Origin of the sequence: Blautia argi (assembly GCF_003287895.1) — a bacterium.
GTDB lineage: Bacteria > Bacillota > Clostridia > Lachnospirales > Lachnospiraceae > Blautia > Blautia argi.
In genome coordinates this window covers 2,788,256-2,805,168 of the sequence record NZ_CP030280.1, presented here as the reverse complement: position 1 = coordinate 2,805,168, position 16,913 = coordinate 2,788,256, and the positions used below count along the sequence as shown (strand labels likewise).

Sequence of the window (16,913 nt, the reverse complement as noted above, 5' to 3'; positions counted from 1 at the left end):
GCAAATCAGGAAATACTTAAATGTTTTGCATGAGGATAGAGAGGATTCGGTATGGATTACAAAAATCTGGCAGAAACGAAAAAGATTCAGGAATATGTAGCAAATATGCGTTCCGCTTTTAATAAACGTGCGGTGTTCAGCGATGAAACAGAGCATTACCGGACACCGGCAGAACCGGAGGCAGGGGATACCGTGAATATTCGTATCCGTACAAAAGCGAACAACGTGGACGCAGTGTATCTGGTATCAGGAGAGAAGAAGCGGCAGATGAAGCTGATAAAGACAAAAGACGGTTTTGATTATTATGGAACAGATATAGAATTACAAAATGAATCAATCCGTTATTTTTTTGAGATTATTTCCGGAAAATTTCGCTGCTATTACAATCAGGCAGGAATTACCAGAGAAATTGACGAGCATTACTCCTTTGGAATTGTGCCAGGTTTTCGAACACCGGACTGGGCAAAGGGAGCGGTTATGTATCAGATTTTTACAGACCGGTTCTGCAATGGGGATCCTGCCAATGACGTGGTAACAGGGGAATACTGCTATATTAATGAAAAGGTACAGAAAATAGAGGATTGGAACCGTCCGCCTCAGGCTATGGACGTCCGGGATTTCTATGGAGGAGATCTGCAGGGAGTTATGGATAAGCTGGACTATCTGCAGGACTTAGGCGTGGAGGTTATTTATTTTAATCCTCTGTTTGTATCTCCTTCCAATCACAAATACGATATTCAGGACTATGATTATATTGATCCACATTATGGGAAAATTGTCAGTGACGGAGGGGATACGCTGGCAGACTGGGATAAGGACAATTCCCATGCCACCCGCTATATCCGCCGGGTAACGGACAAGGATAATCTGGAGGCCAGCAATGCTTTTTTTGCAGAACTTGTAGAAGAGATTCACAAAAGAGGTATGAAGGTGATTCTGGACGGCGTGTTTAACCATTGCGGTTCTTTTAATAAGTGGCTGGACAGGGAGAAAATTTATGAGAACCAGCAGGGATATGAAAAGGGCGCTTATGTGTCCGCAGACAGCCCTTATCGCTCTTTCTTCCGCTTTAATAATCCCAATGGCTGGCCTTATAATCAGGATTATGACGGCTGGTGGGGACATGCGACCCTGCCGAAGCTGAATTATGAGGAATCCAGGGACTTGTATGAGTATATTATGCATGTAGGCAGAAAATGGGTTTCTCCGCCGTATAATGCAGACGGCTGGCGCCTTGATGTGGCAGCGGATTTGGGACACAGCGATGAGTACAATCACCAGTTCTGGAGGGACTTCAGAAAAAATGTGAAGGAGGCAAATCCAAATGCCATTATTCTGGCAGAGCATTATGGAGATGCAAAGCCATGGCTGGAAGGCGACCAGTGGGATACAGTCATGAATTATGATGCGTTTATGGAGCCTGTGACCTGGTTTTTGACCGGTATGGAAAAGCACAGCGACGAGTACAATGAAGGCATGTATGGAAACAGCGACAGTTTTATTGGCGCCATGAAATATCATATGGCAAGCTTTTACGGTCCTTCTCTTATGACTGCCATGAATGAGCTTTCCAATCACGACCATTCCCGTTTTCTTACCAGAACCAATCACAAGGTAGGACGTGTGGGAACTCTGGGAAGTGAAGCGGCCCAGATCGGTGTGAATAAGGCGGTATTTCGGGAGGCGGTTGCCATTCAGATGACCTGGCCGGGTGCGCCTACCATTTATTATGGAGATGAGGCCGGACTTTGTGGTTTTACAGACCCGGACAACCGGAGAACCTATCCATGGGGCAGAGAGGATCAGGAACTGATTGCTTATCACAGGGAGATGATAAAGATTCACAGGGAAAACAGAGAACTGGTTACAGGTTCTTTGAAATTTCTTGCCAATGATTATCAGCAGTTGAGCTATGGACGGTTTACGGAAACAGAGAAAATGGTGATTACGCTGAATAATACCAATGAAACGAAAATGGTGGAACTGACAGTGTGGGAATTGGGAATTCCGAGAACAAGAACTGTGAAATTTAAGCAGCTTATGGTGACTGGTGACTTTGGGTACAGTCCGGTAAAGAAAATTCACGAGTGTAAGGCAGGGGTGCTTCATCTGGAAGTGCCGGCTCATGGGGCAATCATGGTGCGGTGTGTGCTGGAATAGAGAGAAAGAAGAGGCAGGAAAATCATGGCGGGTCATGGTTTTTCTGCCTGTTTTGTTGTGGGGAGAAATAAAGAGTCGGGTAAGTTATAAAAAAGCGATATAGAAGATATGGATACAAAAGAATAGAAGTCTGAAGAATAATATCTTAAAATAGTGATTATTTCAAAATAAAATAAAACCAGAAGAAAAGTTGTAAAACAACATTTTTCCTGGTTTTTAAGAATGCCGCAGACCGGAATCGAACCGGTACGGGAGTATAAGTCCCGCAGGATTTTAAGTCCTGTGCGTCTGCCTGTTCCGCCACTGCGGCATTTGGTGATTGATGGGCGATGGTGGATTCGAACCACCGAAGGCGTTGCCAGCAGATTTACAGTCTGTCCCCTTTGGCCACTCGGGAAATCGCCCATATCAATTTTTCGACCATTAGAATTATATCACACATCAATAAAATTGCAAGTGGTTTTTAGGATTTTTTGTCATGAAACCTGTGATTTTTCAGCTGGTCGCAGATAAGAGCAGCAATGGTTTCCGGCTTTTCCTCCATACCATCTTCAATCCAGTGCATGTAGAGATTATAAAGAGCGCCGGAATAGTAATAAAGCTGATATTTATCCAAGGCTGTTCCCTGTTCTGAACCGGTAACAGAAAGCATGTACATGTCCAGTCCCTTTAGCAAAATTTCTGCCCGGTTTGCTTTTTTCAGGCACAGCACATAGTCTTTATATTTTTTCAGGTACTTCAGACTGTAGAGAATATGCTCGTAGCTCTGAAAGTCAGAGAGAAAGGAAGAACCGGAAAATTCAGCAGCATATTCCCGGACAATGCGGTACATATAATCAATGAGAATGTCGTCCTTGGATTTGTAGTGGCGGTAATAGGACATGCGGGATACACCGGCCCGGCTGGTCAGGTCAGTAATGCTGATGGAGTTGTAATCCTGTTTCTGCATAAGCTGCAGCAATGCGTCCATAAGGCAGTCCCGGGTAAATTCTTTTGAAGCAGGTGAGGTTTTCATGAACAAAAACTCCTTTTTGTAACAGTTTAAAGTATACTTATTGTTTTGAAAAAGATTTGGTGTTACAATCGTCACATTAACTATATACAAAGAATAACAAAATTTTGCCGGGAAAGCAAGAAAGGTCGAAAAATGAAATTTGCAATCATCAGTGACAGCTCATGCGACTTAGCAGAGTCTTATGTGGAGCAGGAACAGGTTTCCGTAGTTCCTTTTTATGTATCTTTTGATGGAGAACATTATTTAAAAGAAGGAAAAGAAGCGAAAATTACAGAATTTTATCAGAAGATGGCAGACAATCCGGAATGCTATCCAAAGACCTCTATGCCTTCTGTGCAGGACTATATAGATGCTTTTCGTTCTTTTGCAGAAAAAGAAATTCCGGTGTTATGTATTTGTCTGACACAAACCTTTAGTGGTTCTATGCAGGCGGCAGTGAATGCAAAGGCAGAGGTGGAGGAAGAGTTTCCAAACGCCAGAATTGAAATACTGGATTCTCAGCTGGTTACAGGTCTTCAGGGGCTGCTGGTAAAAGAGGCTGTACGTCTTAGAAATGCAGAATTAGAGCTTGACGAGGCGCTGCCGGCATTAGAACAAATCCGCAGTACAGGACATATTTTCTTTACAACAAAGGATTTGAAATATCTGGAGCATGGCGGAAGAATCGGAAAAGCGGCGTGTCTTGCAGGGAGCATGCTCAATATAAAACCCATTCTCCAGTTTTATGACAGAGAGTTAGGTCCTACAGAGCTTTGCAGGGGCAGAAAGAAATCCCTTCACAAGATTATTGAAAAGTTTTTCTCGTATGTAGAGCAGGAAAAAATCTGTCTGGAGGATTATATGCTGATAACAGGGGAAGGATTGGACGTGCCGGAATATCAGACCTTTAAAGAGGAACTGAAGACGGATCTTAAAAAGAGAGGCTATGAGATAGAACAGTGGGAGGAAATCCAGATAGGGGCAACCATTGGCGTGCATACAGGACCATATCCGTTGGGTGTGGGGATTTTGAAAAAATGTAAAATAGAAAATTGAGTCAGAAAAGTAATAGAAAGAAGTCTGAAATGTTTCTTACATTTTTAACCGGATATGCTAGACTGTAGGTAAATAAAGAATCGGGAGGTTATTATGGAACTCGAAGTATTTACCACATATGGCACAGGGAGCTGGAAGGAACAATTTCATCAGGTAATTAATCTGAAGGAAGACCCGGGAGCAGAAAACCAGGTAGTGAATCTGTATCCGGAGGTGAAGTTTGAAAAAATAGAGGGATTTGGCGGAGCTGTCACAGATGCTGCCGCATATGTATATTCTCTGATGAATGAAGCGCAGAAGAAGCAGCTGATGGAAACTTATTTTTCACCGGAAAGAATGAAATATGGCCTTGTAAGAATCCATATGGATAGTTGTGATTTTTCTACGGAAATGTACGAAGCAATGTCAGATGAAAAAGATACGGAACTGCGTTCTTTTTCTTTTTCCAGAACGGAAAAATATATTCTTCCAATGCTGCAGGACGCACAAAAAGCGGCCGGAAAACCGCTGAAGATTATGCTTTCTCCATGGTCCCCGCCGGCATTTATGAAAACAAACGGGCAGAGAACCTTTGGAGGTTCTTTAAAACCGGAGTATAGAAAACTGTGGGCGGATTATATTTGCAGATATATTTTGGAATTTGAAAAAAGAGGTTTTCAGGTACAGAGAATGTCCTTGCAGAATGAACCAAAGGCTGTGCAAACATGGGACTCCTGTATTTATACAGCAGCAGAAGAAAAGGAATTTTTACGGGATTTTATGTATCCTGCATTGAAAGAGCATGGACTGGAGCATGTGGAAATTTTTATCTGGGATCACAATAAAGAAAGAGTGTATGAGCGAATCAACGAAATTGTGGATTCAACTACCAGGGATATGGTAGCCGGAATTGCATTTCACTGGTACAGCGGCGACCATTTTGAAGCCTTAGAGCTGGTGAGAAACAAATTTCCGGATAAAAAAATGATTATTTCAGAAAGCTGTATTGAATACAGTAAATTTGCGGAAGAAGATGTTATCCATGGCGCCTTAAACTTGTCCCATGAAATTATCGGGGATTTAAACCACGGAATGACGGCTTTTTATGACTGGAACCTTTTGTTAGATGAAAAGGGCGGACCAAACCATGTAGGAAACTTCTGTCATGCGCCGTTTCTCTATGATACGGTTCAGAAAAAACTGATGCCTCAGCTGATACAACAGCATTTTGAACATTTTTCTCATTATATTCATACAGGGGCAGTGAGAATTGGGTATAGTAAATATGCCGAAGGAATTGATGTAACTGCCTATGAAAATCCAAATGGAGAAATTATTACCGTGTTGTTGAACAAAACCGGGGAAATTTTGCCTGTAAATATCAGAATACAGGGAAAACTGGCAGAAGTGCTTTTATATCCGGAATCTATTACCACCGGAATTTTAAAATAGGAAAAAGGGGGAAGAAGATGCGAAAAAACAACTTCTTCCCTCTTTTTTGTTTTAATGACACAGCTTGCGGTATTCATTTGGCGTATAGCTGGTTACATCTTTAAAGAGCTTTGAAAAATAGGAATAGTTTCCATATCCCACCTTAGAGGCTACGGTTGCAACAGGAATGTCAGGACTGTTTAAAAGTTCTTTTGCTTTTTCTATCCGATATTCCGTGATGTAGTTCACAATAGATTTTTGCGTTTGTTTTTTGAAAAGGCGAGCCATATAATCCGGATTCAGATAAACAAGGTCGGACAGTGTTGTTCTGGTGATGTCTTCTGCATAATGCTGGTGAATATAGTTTAAAATCAAATCAATTACAGAATGTTCTTCCTTAATGAAACTGCTGTAGTCAATGGCTCTGGTCAGCAGATAAGAAAGATACTGCTCCATATACAGGGGGGATTCACAGGCATGAGCAATGAGAAGACTGGTTTCTTCCGTGCCGAAAAGTATGTGTGCCTCGATACCGTTATTTTGCAAAAAGGAGAACACAACCTGTTCCATATCCAGACGAAGGCGAAGCAGGATTTCTTTATTCAGCATTTTTTTGGCAGAAAGCTGGCTTAAATAGGTTTTTATGTTTTTTAAGGCAGCAGAGAGATTCTTTTGCTCTAAAAAGGTCTGTATGATATCCAGAGAGGGAGGGGTGTAAGGAATCTCCCGATGGATATAGCTGCTTAACAGCAAAGGTGTGTTTGTCTGACTTAAGTTATTTTCTCTCATGGTTCTAAGGGGTTGCAGAATGTCCGGAAGCCGGAATAGCGGAACCTCCTCTGAAAGACAGCAGGATATCTCACAGTGTAAAAATCTGTCAATGTTTTGAAATAAAAGCTTCAGACAGTTTAGGAGAGGCGTTCTTACATCTTCAAAGCAAACATTTCCGATAATCAGCATGTATTCAAAATGTTGTAAGGTAACAATTCCTTCATATAAGATAAAGGAATTTTGCAGGGTTTCTGTGGCTATATTCCGAAAAAGAAAAATCAATGGTAGAACTTCCCATTTCCTTTTGTAATTCTGTGGAAGGATAAATTTTAAATAGAATCGGAACGAATTTATGGGTGGGCTCATAAGGGAGGGCTTTTTGAGTCATCTTATGCTCCAGTACGGAAGCTTCCTTTAGCATGGGATTAAAAAACAAATCCCGCCAGAATAAATCCGTAACAGCCTGCTGATTTGTGACCCAGTGCTTGCTCTCTGTACAGGTTTTGTTCCAGTTCGCCTCTTCGTTTACCTTGTCTGCCGCTTTTGCCAAAATATGAAATAATTGTCCGAAATCTACAGGTTTCAGCAGGTAGTCCATGGTAGAAAGAGAAAGTGCCTTTTGCGCGTAGTTAAAGTCCGCATAGCTGGTAAGAAAGATAAAAAGGATATCCATTTTGGAATCTCTTACCCAGGACAGCAAATCCAGACCGCTTTGTCCCGGCATTTCAATGTCGCAGACACAGATTTGAATTTCCTGCTCGTTTATAATATTTTGTGCCTGTTTTACATTACAGGCTGTATAAACATGAGAAATGTGCAGTGCATTCCAGTCTATTTTTTTCTTCAGGGCCGCAATGACAAAGCGGTCATCATCTACTAATAACACGTTCATATTAGAAATCCTCCTTTGAAACCGTCATCTATATATTGGCAGGAAGCAGAATTGTAACACAGGCGCCGCCCTGGGGAAGGTTGGAAAAAGTAATTGCCGCCGTATCCTTTTCATAGAAAAGTTTCAGGCGTTTGATGGCGTTTGTAATTCCAATCCTGTGTCCGTTTACTGGTTCCAGTGACTGTGCATGATTTAAGTCATAAAGGACGTCTTCCGGGAATCCGCTTCCGGTATCGGTAATCTGAATCTGAATATTTTTGTGTGGGTTCTCTGCAGCGCCTGACCAGTGTATTTCGGTTTTTACAACGATTGGTTCATCTGAGGTAGCGGCATGCTTTACAGAGTTTTCAATAAAGGTTTGAATTAAAATAGGGAGAATTCGAACATGTTCCGTGCCTTTTTCGGTATAAATTCTGTAGTCAAATCCATCTCCGTATCTTAATTTTTGAATTTTCATATAGTCTTCAATGTGTTTTACTTCTTCCTGTAACAGCACAAAATCCTGAGGATTTTGAAAAATGTAACGAAAATAGTTTGAAGTAATCATGGACATTTCCATAATTTCTTCATAAAGCTGGGTCTGTGCCATGCTATAAATGGTATTCAGACAGTTTAAGAAAAAGTGCGGGCGTATCTGCAACTGAAGATAGCTCGTAAAAGTTTTTTGTTTTTCCAGTTCTTTTTCGTAAATATCGATTTTCAGTTTCTTAATCTGGCGCATGAGATTTTTAAACTGTAGGTTTGCCTGTTCCAGTTCCAGAAGCTGTGTGTCCTTAAAATCCATAATCTCTGTGGAATCATCAAATCGGGACAGATTTTCTGAAAAGGCTTTAATCGGGCGCAGTACCTTTTGCTGCATATAGAGCATGGAGCTGAATAAAATAATGGCTACCAGCAAAACTGCGCCGGCAAGAATGAACTGAATAACAATAACCTGTTCATATGCCTGCATTTTGTTTAATATAATCAGTGGGTGGAAGCTGCCCATGGTCAGAGCGCCACTGATTATGAGATAGGAGCCTTGTACAGAAACTAAGGGGACATCAGAGTCTGCATCTCCTTTCGGGAAGGAAAGCTGCTGTGTTTTAAGTTTGTCTGTCTGTGTAAGAAGATGTCCTTCCGGAGAAGCGAGGGCAACGAAGCCGTCTTTTCCCAGGTCCACCTGTTTCAGCGGTTTCACAATGTTTTTAGCAGAAATAAAACAGCCGACGAAATTATCACCGGAATGAAAAATTTTAAAGAAATAAATATCAGATTTCAGCTTTAAAATCTCCCAGGAATCGGAATAAGAAGGCAGGGCATTATGATGATTCATGTAGGAAATCAGCGCAGCATCTAATTCCTCTGCTTCCTTTGCTGTTAAGTCCTGGTAAACAGCTGTTGGACGAAGAAATCTCTGGTTTTCTTTATTATAGATGAAAATTTGATAACCTTCTTCAAAAGATTCCATAAATGTATCCACATCTCGGTGAACCTTTTCAAATGTGTGAAGGAGTTCCAGTTTATTATCTGTTTCTAAAACGGTTTTAAAATCATCGCTTTCTGTAAGACGGCGTATCAGATATTTATTGATAGAAATATGTGCGGTATCAATCTGGGATATGTATAGGGAGGTGGTATCCTGTAATGTCTGTACCGTTTGACTCCGCATGGAATGAATGACATAAATGCTGATAATACTGTCCAAAAGGACGACTGGAAGCAAAAAAATCAGTAAAATTTTTATGATATAATCAATGGAGTGTCTGTTTGTGCGGTGCTTTCTTCTCATTTTTGATTTTCCCTCCGAACGATTGTTTGTAAAATAATTATAGCAAATTTCCGACAAAATGATAATAAGATTCCGACTTTCTGTTGAAACAAAACCGACCTGTTGAAGGAAAAAAAGAAAAGAAAAATCGGATTTTTAGAAACAGGAAGTCTGTATTTTTCTATAAGAAGACAGAGAAAAAGGTATAATAGAAGCATAAAAGCGGACCGCACAAAAAAAGTATATGAGGTGAATAAAATGAAAAGGAAAATTTTAGCAGTTGTTTTGGCAGCAGCAATGGCGACCACTTGTCTGACCGCATGTGGAAGCGGAAAGTCAGAAGGGAAGAAGGGTTCTTCTGACGAAACTTATACGGTAACAATGGCTTATGTTGGTGACAAAAAAGAAGATACGGAAAGAATCGAAAAGAAAATCAATGAAATCATGAAAAAAGATATTAACATGGAAATTGATTTAGAGCCTATCAGCTGGGGAGCTTATGCAGAAACCATGAAGTTGATTTTATCAGGAGGAGAGAAAATGGATATTGTTCCGATTCTGGTAGACCAGGCGAACTCCATGGTGAATGCAAAACAGGTTATAGATTTATCTGAATATCTGGATAAGTACGGAAAGAATATTAATGCACTTTTGGGAGATACGGCAAAAGCAGCCAATATCGGTGGTTATGTATATGGTGTTACAACAGGAAGAGAGTGGTTCTGCCAGAGTTCTGCAATTATGCGTAAGGACATTTTAGAGGAGTGTCAGATTGACCCATCTACCATTAAAACATATCAGGATTTGACCGATGTGTTTGCAAAAGTAAAAGAAAAGTATCCGGATATGACTATGATGGCAAGCAATAACAGTACGACCCCGGACACGAAGTATGAAATGGTAGATACTCTTACCGACGGCTTTGGTGTTCTGATGAACCAGGGACAGGAAACAACAGTCGAAAACTATTATGCAACAGATGAATACAGAGAATTTGTAGAAACCATGTATGACTGGCAACAAAAAGGATATTTATCAAAAGATGCTGCCACAACCACAGAAGGTGTTGAAAATCAGGTAAAAGCAGGTGCTGCCTTTTCTTATTTTGCACCAAACAAACCTGGATATGATACAAGAGCAGAGCTTCTTTGCGGAACAGAAATGGCAATTGCGCCATTGTCAGAGCCATGGGCAGGAACGGCACAGATTTCTTTCCTGACGTACGGCATCAGCTCCAGTTGTACAGACAAAGATAAAGCAATGCAGTGTCTGGATTACATGTATGGAAACAAAGATGTGCTGAACCTTCTGAACTGGGGAGAAGAGGGCGTAGATTATGAGGTAAAAGACGAAGAAAACAATATTATCGGTTATCCGGAAGGAAAAGATGATACAAACACCTATCATCTGGCAGAAGGCTGGCAGCTTTTCAATCAGTTTGAGATGTATATCTGGGAAGGTGACAGCCCTGACATCTGGAAAGAAACAAAAGTTATGAATGAAAGCGCATTAAAATCAAAGGCATTTGGATTTACTTATGATTCTACAGGCGTGACAAATGAACTGGCAGCTCTGAGTAATGTAAAAGCACAGTATGCAGCAGCTCTTGGATCCGGTTCTGTAAATCCAGATGAAGTGCTTCCCAAATTCCTTGAAGAACTGGAGAAAGCGGGAATTGATAAAGTAATTCAGACAAAGCAGGAGCAGCTGGATAAATGGCTGGGCAGAAAATGAAAAGTAGAAAAGAGAGATGAATGATGAAAAAAGCAAAGCTGAAAAAATGGGCGCCGCTGTATTTGATGATGCTGCCAGGGCTGGTATATCTTTTCATAAATAACTATATGCCTATGGCAGGACTGGTTGTAGCATTTAAAAATTATAATGTAGTTGACGGAATTTTCGGAAGTCCCTGGACAGGCTTTGATAATTTTACCTATCTGTTTCAGGACGCATGGACAATTACCAGAAACACGTTGTTGTATAATCTTGCATTTATTGTGATAAACCTGGTATTGGGTGTTGCTTTTGCTATTTTTATCTGTGATATTAAAAACAAAAAATGCAAAACCGTTTATCAGAGTGCAATTTTACTGCCGTTTCTGATGTCTATTGTAATTGTCAGTTATATTACCTTTGCTTTTTTCAGCGGGGAGAATGGCATGCTGAATAAAACCATTCTTCCCCTGCTGGGGAAAGAACCCATATCCTGGTATACGGAGCCTAAATATTGGCCTCTGATTCTGATTATTGTAAATACATGGAAAGGTGTGGGATATGGCTGCCTGATTTATATTTCCAGCATATCCGGTATTGATCCGTCCTTTTATGAAGCTGCGGAATTAGACGGAGCATCAAAATGGAAACAGATTCGTTACATTACGTTGCCGTCTATTATGCCGTCAATTATTACATTGACACTTTTTAAATGTAGGAAGAATTTTCTATTCCGATTTTGGTCTGTTTTATCAGGTGACACAAAACTCCGGTCAGCTTTATAATGCAACGAATGTTATTGATACCTATGTTTACAGAGCTCTTTTGCAGTCCGGTAATATTGGAATGGCATCAGCGGCAGGCTTTTATCAGTCTATTGTAGGATTTATCTGTGTTATGGGGGCAAATCTTCTGGTGAAAAAGATAAGCCCTGAAAATGCAATGTTTTAGGAGGCGGATTATGGTACGGAGTAAAAGTGCAAAAAGATTTGAAATACTGGCGCATACAGTCATGATTTTTGTGACAGTTTGTATTGTGCTTCCTTTTATCCTGCTGTTTATGTCTTCGATTACTTCTGAAACAGCGCTGGTAAGAGATGGATATTCCTTTTTTCCAAAGGAATTCAGTTTAGATGCATATGGATTTATTGTGGATAATGCATCAAATGTATTTCGGGCATATGGAATTACGATTTTTGTAACTGTAGTGGGAACAGCGATTAATCTGGCGATGTCAGCGCTTCTGGCATATCCGCTGTCCCTGAAAAATTTACCGGGAAGAAGAATTCTCAGCTTCTACATATTTTTTACCATGTTGTTTAATGGCGGACTGGTACCTACTTATCTGATGTATACCGGGATTTTTCATATTAACAATACGCTTTTGGCATATATTGTACCGGGATTTCTTATGAGTGCCATGAATGTCATGCTGATTCGTACTTTCTTTGCAAACAGCATTCCAGATGCGCTGTTTGAGGCGGCTCAGATTGACGGGGCAAGCCAGTTTCAGATTTTCGGCAAAATTGTGCTTCCTCTGGGAAAGCCGATTCTGGTAGCTATGGGATTACTTTCCGGATTGGGATACTGGAATGACTGGACAAATGGTTTGTACTACATAAGAGATACACAATTGTACGGAATTCAAAATTTACTGAATAAAATGATTACAGACCTTACAGCATTGACGCAGAATGCATCGGGAGCTTCCACTACAGCGATTGCGGATATCCCTTCAGCGTCTGTGCGTATGGCAATTGCATTTGTAGCCATGCTGCCAATTTTGTGTCTGTATCCGTTTTTACAGAAATATTTTACAAAAGGAATTGCGCTGGGAGCAGTAAAAGGATAAAAAGATTAAAAAAATATTGGGAATATTTATACGAACCGGTTTTGGGGAGAGGTATAAATATTCCCAATTATTTTAGAGAAGAGAAGTATTTTCTGCCTTATCTCCGATACCGGTTAAAGCAGGAATAAATTTCCTGGCGTCTTGGCATGGCAAGCCCGCAGGGGGTATAAGAACTGCTGCAGATACCGGCAAGTCCCTCTTTTTTCAGCTTTTCTTCTAAAAGCTCAATGACTTGGGAAACGGTCTTTTTGTTGTCAATGAGATGTTCTCTGGCATAGCGGAGCAATTCTCCAAGAGCGGCTGTCTGCTCGGAATCTACAAGCTGTTCGATATACCGCAAATCCACGTTTTCCTTTCCAATGGAAAAGGAATCTTTCCCTTGTTTTTTTAGCTTTAATTCTTTATAGGCGTCTCTCTTTATTGCAGGAGCTGTCATAGTACGCCGGAAATTTGGCATGGAAAAGACAGGAGCCGGGGAAGGAAGGAGGGGATATTCGGCACACAGTTTTTTTACTTTTTCTGTAATATCCAGCGCTTTATAACTGTCCATTTGAATGACCGTGTCTGCAATGTGGAAGAAAGCGCCTGAACTTCCGGCAACCAGAATGGTGGAAATGCCGGCCTTGCTGTACAAATCCCGGGCGCGTTCCAGAAACGGGGTAATGGGTTCCTTATCCCGGCTGATAACCTGCTGTATAAAGGTATCCCGTACCATAAAGTTGGTGGCAGAGGTATCCTCATCTAAAAGAAGAAGCTTTGTGCCTGCTTCCATGCCCTCTACAATTCCTGCTGCCTGGGAGGTGCTGCCGCTGGCGTCCAGGGTAGAGAAGCAGTGGGTGTCTTTTTTGTTCGGCAGGTCATTAATAAACAGAGAAATATCCACATCTTTAATGAATCTGCCGTCCTCTGAGCGTAGCTTTAAGGCTGTGCTGTCTGTGATAACATATTCTCTGCCATCTCCCAAAATGTGGTTATATACACCTGTTTCCAGTGCATTTAAAAGCGTGGATTTGCCGTGATAGCCACCGCCTGCAATCAGAGTAATGCCTTTTGGAATTCCCATACCGGTAAGTTTGCCCCTGTGAGGAAGGAAAAGCTCTGTTTTCAGAGAGGCAGGAGAGGTAAAAGGTATGCTGTTTTTCATGGGCTTTTGAGATACGCCGCTCTGTCTGGGCAGAATCGCACCATCAGCGACAAAGGCGGCAAGATTTCGCTTTTCCAGCTCTTTTCGGACAAACATCTGGTCTTCTGCCAGGAAAATAACCTCTTCTACAGATTTCTTATTCAGATTTTTATAATACAGAGCTTTCTGTATACATATAGGAAGAAAATCAAAAAAGATTTTTTCCAGTTCAAAGGCATTGATGGTTCTGCCGTTTGCAGGAAATCCTACAGTAAAACGCACAATCAGTTCTTTTGCAGTAATCTGACAGGCAGTGCGTTCCAGAATTTCCTGTCCGCAGTGCGTGGTGGAAATCAGACCGCTTTTGCCTGAACCTTTTGCTTTGAAGCTATAGGAAGCAATTTGCTCCTCAAATTTTCGAAGAAGATAGTCCTGAAGCGCAATACAGGTTTCCCGGGAAGCCAGGCAGAAGTCCGGGAAGCCTGCAAGCTTTCTGGAAATTCGGATACTGATGTGAGAGGGAGAGGCAAAGGGATCTCCCTGCACATGGTCAATACAGAGCTGATAATCTCCGAAATCATAGGTGCCCTTTAAAGTTTTGTAGGCAGGATAGCTTTTTCTGTTAATAGAAGAGAGCTGCTGTCTTAAATGAGATGAAGTAAACATAGGAAAACTCCTTTCAAAGTGAATATGTGCTGCACAGGAAAATTTCGGTAAAAACAAAAAAACCTTATATCCGAAGATATAAGGTTTACGTGCGTTAGAGGATTCGAACCCCCGACCTTTTGGTCCGTAGCCAAACGCTCTATCCAGCTGAGCTAAACGCACATTTGTTACTGTTTGTCATCTGTGTTCCTCAGCAACAAAATTGATTATACGGTAAAGAGAGAGAAATGTCAACACTTTTTTGAAAAAAATATTTATTTTTTTTGGAGTGAATATTGTGGAAAGTTTACAGAAACTGTAGTAATATATAATAATATAATACTAAAAAAAGTAGAACGAGAGAATTTTCTGACATTAAAGTGAATTTACGGGATTCCTTTTCAGCAGAAAAGAAAAAGGAGGGTGTGGTATGGAATATGGAGCGAATTGGAGCAGACTGGAACTGAAAACAAAGGCAAAAGAAGCATTCAGAGGAAATTATGGTTCCTGTGTACTTATGAGTATAATTCTGATGTTGCTTTCAGGTGTTGTAACGGCTATGGAACGTGTTGGGGACGAGGAATACTATTTTATTGAATGGGGCGTTGTGATCGGCGTAAGTATTCTTTCTATTCTGCTTGGTATTTTTCTCTGGAATGTATTTACTGTGGGAGGCTGCCGTTTCTTTGTGGAAAACAGAGATTATAATGCACCGGTATCGAAGATTTTGTTTGGATTTCAGGGTTCTCATTACGGAAATGTTGTGTGGGTTATGTTTTTGATGAACCTGAAGATTTTTCTCTGGACATTGCTGTTTATTATTCCGGGGATTGTTAAAACCTATGAATATATGATGGTTCCTTATATTCTGGCAGAACAGCCGGACATCAGACAGGAAGACGCCTTTGCTATTTCCAGACAGATGATGAGAAATCAGAAGTTTGACGCTTTTTGTCTTCAGCTTTCCTTCCTGGGGTGGGATTTGCTGGCAGTATTTACCTGTGGACTTGCAGGAATTTTCTGGAGTTTCCCATACTACTATGCAACAGAGGCAGAGCTTTATGCAGTGTTAAGAGATGACTGGCTGCAAAAGCAAAATTCGGGGTCAGGACAGGATACGAGAACAGAATAGACGATGTAAGGGGAATATTTTAAAAGAAATATAAAGGGGAGAAGAACCATGGAACAGGAATTAAATTTCCGTAGCTCTGTAGGAGGCTACAAAAAAGATGATGTTATTGAATATGTAGAAAATACCAATGAAGAAATTTTCCGCCTGAAAAAGGAGAAGGAAGAAGAAGCTGCCGGTTATCAGGCAAAGATTCAGGAGCTGGAGGGGCTTTTACGTCAGGAAGAAACAAACAGCTCTCAGTTGGCTGAAGAACAGGAACAGAAACTTACAAGGCTGGAGGAAGAAAATCAACGGCTTCAGGAAGCCCTGGATAAAATGGAAACAAAATGGAAAGATGCCTATGAGGAATATGTGCGCACAGATAATGAAAAGCAGATGTTAAAAGATAAGCTGGCAAGAGAAATTCTGCGTTTGAGAGGAGAAAATCAGACACTGCGGGAAAAATGGAAGGAAGCAGAGCGTCAGATTGGTTCTCAGGCAGACTATGAGGCGGTTCATCAGGCTGTTTCTGAGGTGCAGTATAAGATTGCAGAATATGTAAATGTGATTAACAAGACGCAGCAGAGTTTGGCAGAAACTTACCAGGGGATGAATGGAATTAAGAAAAAGCTGGCTGCAAAAATGACAAAAGAAGAGGAATAAGGAAAAGAAAGAATAGAGAATACAGAGGCCGTCGCATAAAATGGCAATCAGGAATATGCGACGACCTCTTTTTATGTGATTATTTTTACGCAGGCTGAGGGTAAAAGGTTTTTACTGCATTGATAATCAGCTTAAAAGCAATTTCAGCCATTTCCTGAGGCGACTCATTGGTATCAGATGTGAGCCAGGTTTTAATTAAGCCTATGCACCCGGTAAGGCAGAAGGAATACGAATACTTCAGTTCTTCGATATTATCGGGAAAGGTTTCCCGCAGAACGTTGAGGCTGTGTGCGGAAATCAGGTTTTCAATTCTGTGAATAAAGGCGATATCTCCGTTAGGACCGAATAGTGCGTTGCAGATATCTTTATTTTCAGCCAGAATACGGAAAATATCTTCCACAAAAGGAAGGCTGTCTTCTGTGAAAGGGCTTACCGGGTGAGTGTGAAAGGTATCCCGGATTTCTCTGGTGAGTTCGTCTTCAATAGAATGAAGCAGGTCATAAATATCCGTATAGTGCAGATAAAAGGTAGAACGATTGATATCGACCTCATTTACCAGTTCCTTTACTGTGATTTCCTTAATGCTTTTCTGCTTCATGAGTCTGGCAAGCCCAAGTCTGAGCTGGGCTTTTGTCTTTCTCACGCGCCGGTCTGTTTTTTCAGCCATAATAAATCCTCCTGTCTTTTCAGAATCTTAAAAAAATATAAAATATAGACAAAAAAATGCTGTATGTCCATTAATAGACGAAGAGCAGTTCTATTAATGGTTGTCA

At 40.9% G+C, this 16,913-nt stretch carries 13 protein-coding genes, 3 tRNA genes and 1 pseudogene; 8 read left to right on the top strand and 9 right to left on the bottom strand.

The genetic code is table 11. The features are described from left to right. Positions 1 to 51 precede the first annotated feature (51 nt). Entirely contained in the window at positions 52 to 2,160 is a 2,109-nt protein-coding gene (locus DQQ01_RS13600; RefSeq protein ID WP_111920456.1) for a glycoside hydrolase family 13 protein, read from the top strand. A 223-nt stretch (positions 2,161 to 2,383) separates the two neighbouring features. Here DQQ01_RS13600 and DQQ01_RS13595 read toward each other — a convergent pair. The 3 genes from DQQ01_RS13595 to DQQ01_RS13585 all read right to left on the bottom strand — a co-directional run bounded on the left by DQQ01_RS13595 (position 2,384) and on the right by DQQ01_RS13585 (position 3,175). Beyond that, positions 2,384 to 2,470 (bottom strand) — tRNA-Leu (locus tag DQQ01_RS13595). A 13-nt stretch (positions 2,471 to 2,483) separates the two neighbouring features. Continuing rightward, positions 2,484 to 2,565: transfer RNA gene (locus DQQ01_RS13590), tRNA-Tyr, on the bottom strand. Positions 2,566 to 2,623: 58 nt separating this feature from the next. After that, complete coding sequence (locus DQQ01_RS13585) at positions 2,624 to 3,175, bottom strand: TetR/AcrR family transcriptional regulator (RefSeq protein WP_111920455.1); 552 nt, start codon at positions 3,173 to 3,175, stop codon at positions 2,624 to 2,626. 132 nt (positions 3,176 to 3,307) lie between these two features. On the opposite strand from DQQ01_RS13585, the gene DQQ01_RS13580 reads away from it, so the two are divergent. Both DQQ01_RS13580 and DQQ01_RS13575 read left to right on the top strand, forming a co-directional pair. Then, the gene (locus DQQ01_RS13580; protein WP_111920454.1) at positions 3,308 to 4,210 is read left to right on the top strand and encodes a DegV family protein; all 903 of its coding nucleotides are present in this window, start codon (positions 3,308 to 3,310) and stop codon (positions 4,208 to 4,210) included. 93 nt (positions 4,211 to 4,303) lie between these two features. After that, positions 4,304 to 5,641, top strand: coding sequence for a glycoside hydrolase family 30 protein (locus tag DQQ01_RS13575; RefSeq protein ID WP_111920453.1), 1,338 nt, complete (start codon positions 4,304 to 4,306; stop codon positions 5,639 to 5,641). Between the two features lie 51 nt (positions 5,642 to 5,692). On the opposite strand, the gene DQQ01_RS16735 is transcribed toward DQQ01_RS13575, so the two are convergent. Genes DQQ01_RS16735 through DQQ01_RS13565 form a run of 3 tightly spaced genes read right to left on the bottom strand, consistent with a single transcriptional unit; the run spans position 5,693 to position 9,054 of the window. After that, complete coding sequence (locus DQQ01_RS16735) at positions 5,693 to 6,673, bottom strand: helix-turn-helix domain-containing protein (protein WP_242980405.1); 981 nt, start codon at positions 6,671 to 6,673, stop codon at positions 5,693 to 5,695. Then, positions 6,612 to 7,283 (bottom strand): response regulator, encoded by a 672-nt coding sequence (locus DQQ01_RS16730; RefSeq protein WP_242980404.1) that lies wholly within the window; start codon positions 7,281 to 7,283, stop codon positions 6,612 to 6,614. Before DQQ01_RS16730 ends, DQQ01_RS16735 begins: the two co-directional genes overlap by 62 nt. Positions 7,284 to 7,311: 28 nt before the next feature. Further along, the gene (locus DQQ01_RS13565) at positions 7,312 to 9,054 is read right to left on the bottom strand and encodes a sensor histidine kinase (protein ID WP_111920452.1); all 1,743 of its coding nucleotides are present in this window, start codon (positions 9,052 to 9,054) and stop codon (positions 7,312 to 7,314) included. A 237-nt stretch (positions 9,055 to 9,291) separates the two neighbouring features. Between DQQ01_RS13565 and DQQ01_RS13560 the strand changes: the two genes are divergently transcribed. The 3 genes and pseudogenes from DQQ01_RS13560 to DQQ01_RS13550 all read left to right on the top strand — a co-directional run bounded on the left by DQQ01_RS13560 (position 9,292) and on the right by DQQ01_RS13550 (position 12,598). Beyond that, positions 9,292 to 10,767 carry an ABC transporter substrate-binding protein gene (locus DQQ01_RS13560; RefSeq protein WP_111920957.1) on the top strand — a complete coding sequence of 492 codons (1,476 nt, stop codon included), beginning with the start codon at positions 9,292 to 9,294 and terminating at the stop codon, positions 10,765 to 10,767. A 23-nt stretch (positions 10,768 to 10,790) separates the two neighbouring features. Then, a pseudogene (locus DQQ01_RS13555) lies at positions 10,791 to 11,697 on the top strand (ABC transporter permease). A 10-nt stretch (positions 11,698 to 11,707) separates the two neighbouring features. After that, on the top strand, positions 11,708 to 12,598 hold the full coding sequence (locus tag DQQ01_RS13550; RefSeq protein WP_111920451.1) for a carbohydrate ABC transporter permease: 891 nt from the start codon (positions 11,708 to 11,710) through the stop codon (positions 12,596 to 12,598). A 97-nt stretch (positions 12,599 to 12,695) separates the two neighbouring features. On the opposite strand, the gene DQQ01_RS13545 is transcribed toward DQQ01_RS13550, so the two are convergent. Next, complete coding sequence (locus DQQ01_RS13545; protein WP_111920450.1) at positions 12,696 to 14,387, bottom strand: ABC-ATPase domain-containing protein; 1,692 nt, start codon at positions 14,385 to 14,387, stop codon at positions 12,696 to 12,698. A gap of 88 nt (positions 14,388 to 14,475) precedes the next feature. Further along, a tRNA-Arg gene (locus DQQ01_RS13540) sits at positions 14,476 to 14,549 on the bottom strand. Between the two features lie 247 nt (positions 14,550 to 14,796). Here DQQ01_RS13540 and DQQ01_RS13535 point away from each other — a divergent pair. Both DQQ01_RS13535 and DQQ01_RS13530 read left to right on the top strand, forming a co-directional pair. Next, positions 14,797 to 15,498 (top strand): DUF975 family protein, encoded by a 702-nt coding sequence (locus tag DQQ01_RS13535; protein ID WP_111920449.1) that lies wholly within the window; start codon positions 14,797 to 14,799, stop codon positions 15,496 to 15,498. A gap of 48 nt (positions 15,499 to 15,546) precedes the next feature. Continuing rightward, the gene (locus DQQ01_RS13530; RefSeq protein WP_111920448.1) at positions 15,547 to 16,140 is read left to right on the top strand and encodes a hypothetical protein; all 594 of its coding nucleotides are present in this window, start codon (positions 15,547 to 15,549) and stop codon (positions 16,138 to 16,140) included. Between the two features lie 85 nt (positions 16,141 to 16,225). Here the strand turns inward: DQQ01_RS13530 and DQQ01_RS13525 are convergent, their stop codons facing one another. Beyond that, the gene (locus tag DQQ01_RS13525) at positions 16,226 to 16,807 is read right to left on the bottom strand and encodes a TetR/AcrR family transcriptional regulator (RefSeq protein ID WP_111920447.1); all 582 of its coding nucleotides are present in this window, start codon (positions 16,805 to 16,807) and stop codon (positions 16,226 to 16,228) included. Positions 16,808 to 16,913 lie beyond the last annotated feature (106 nt).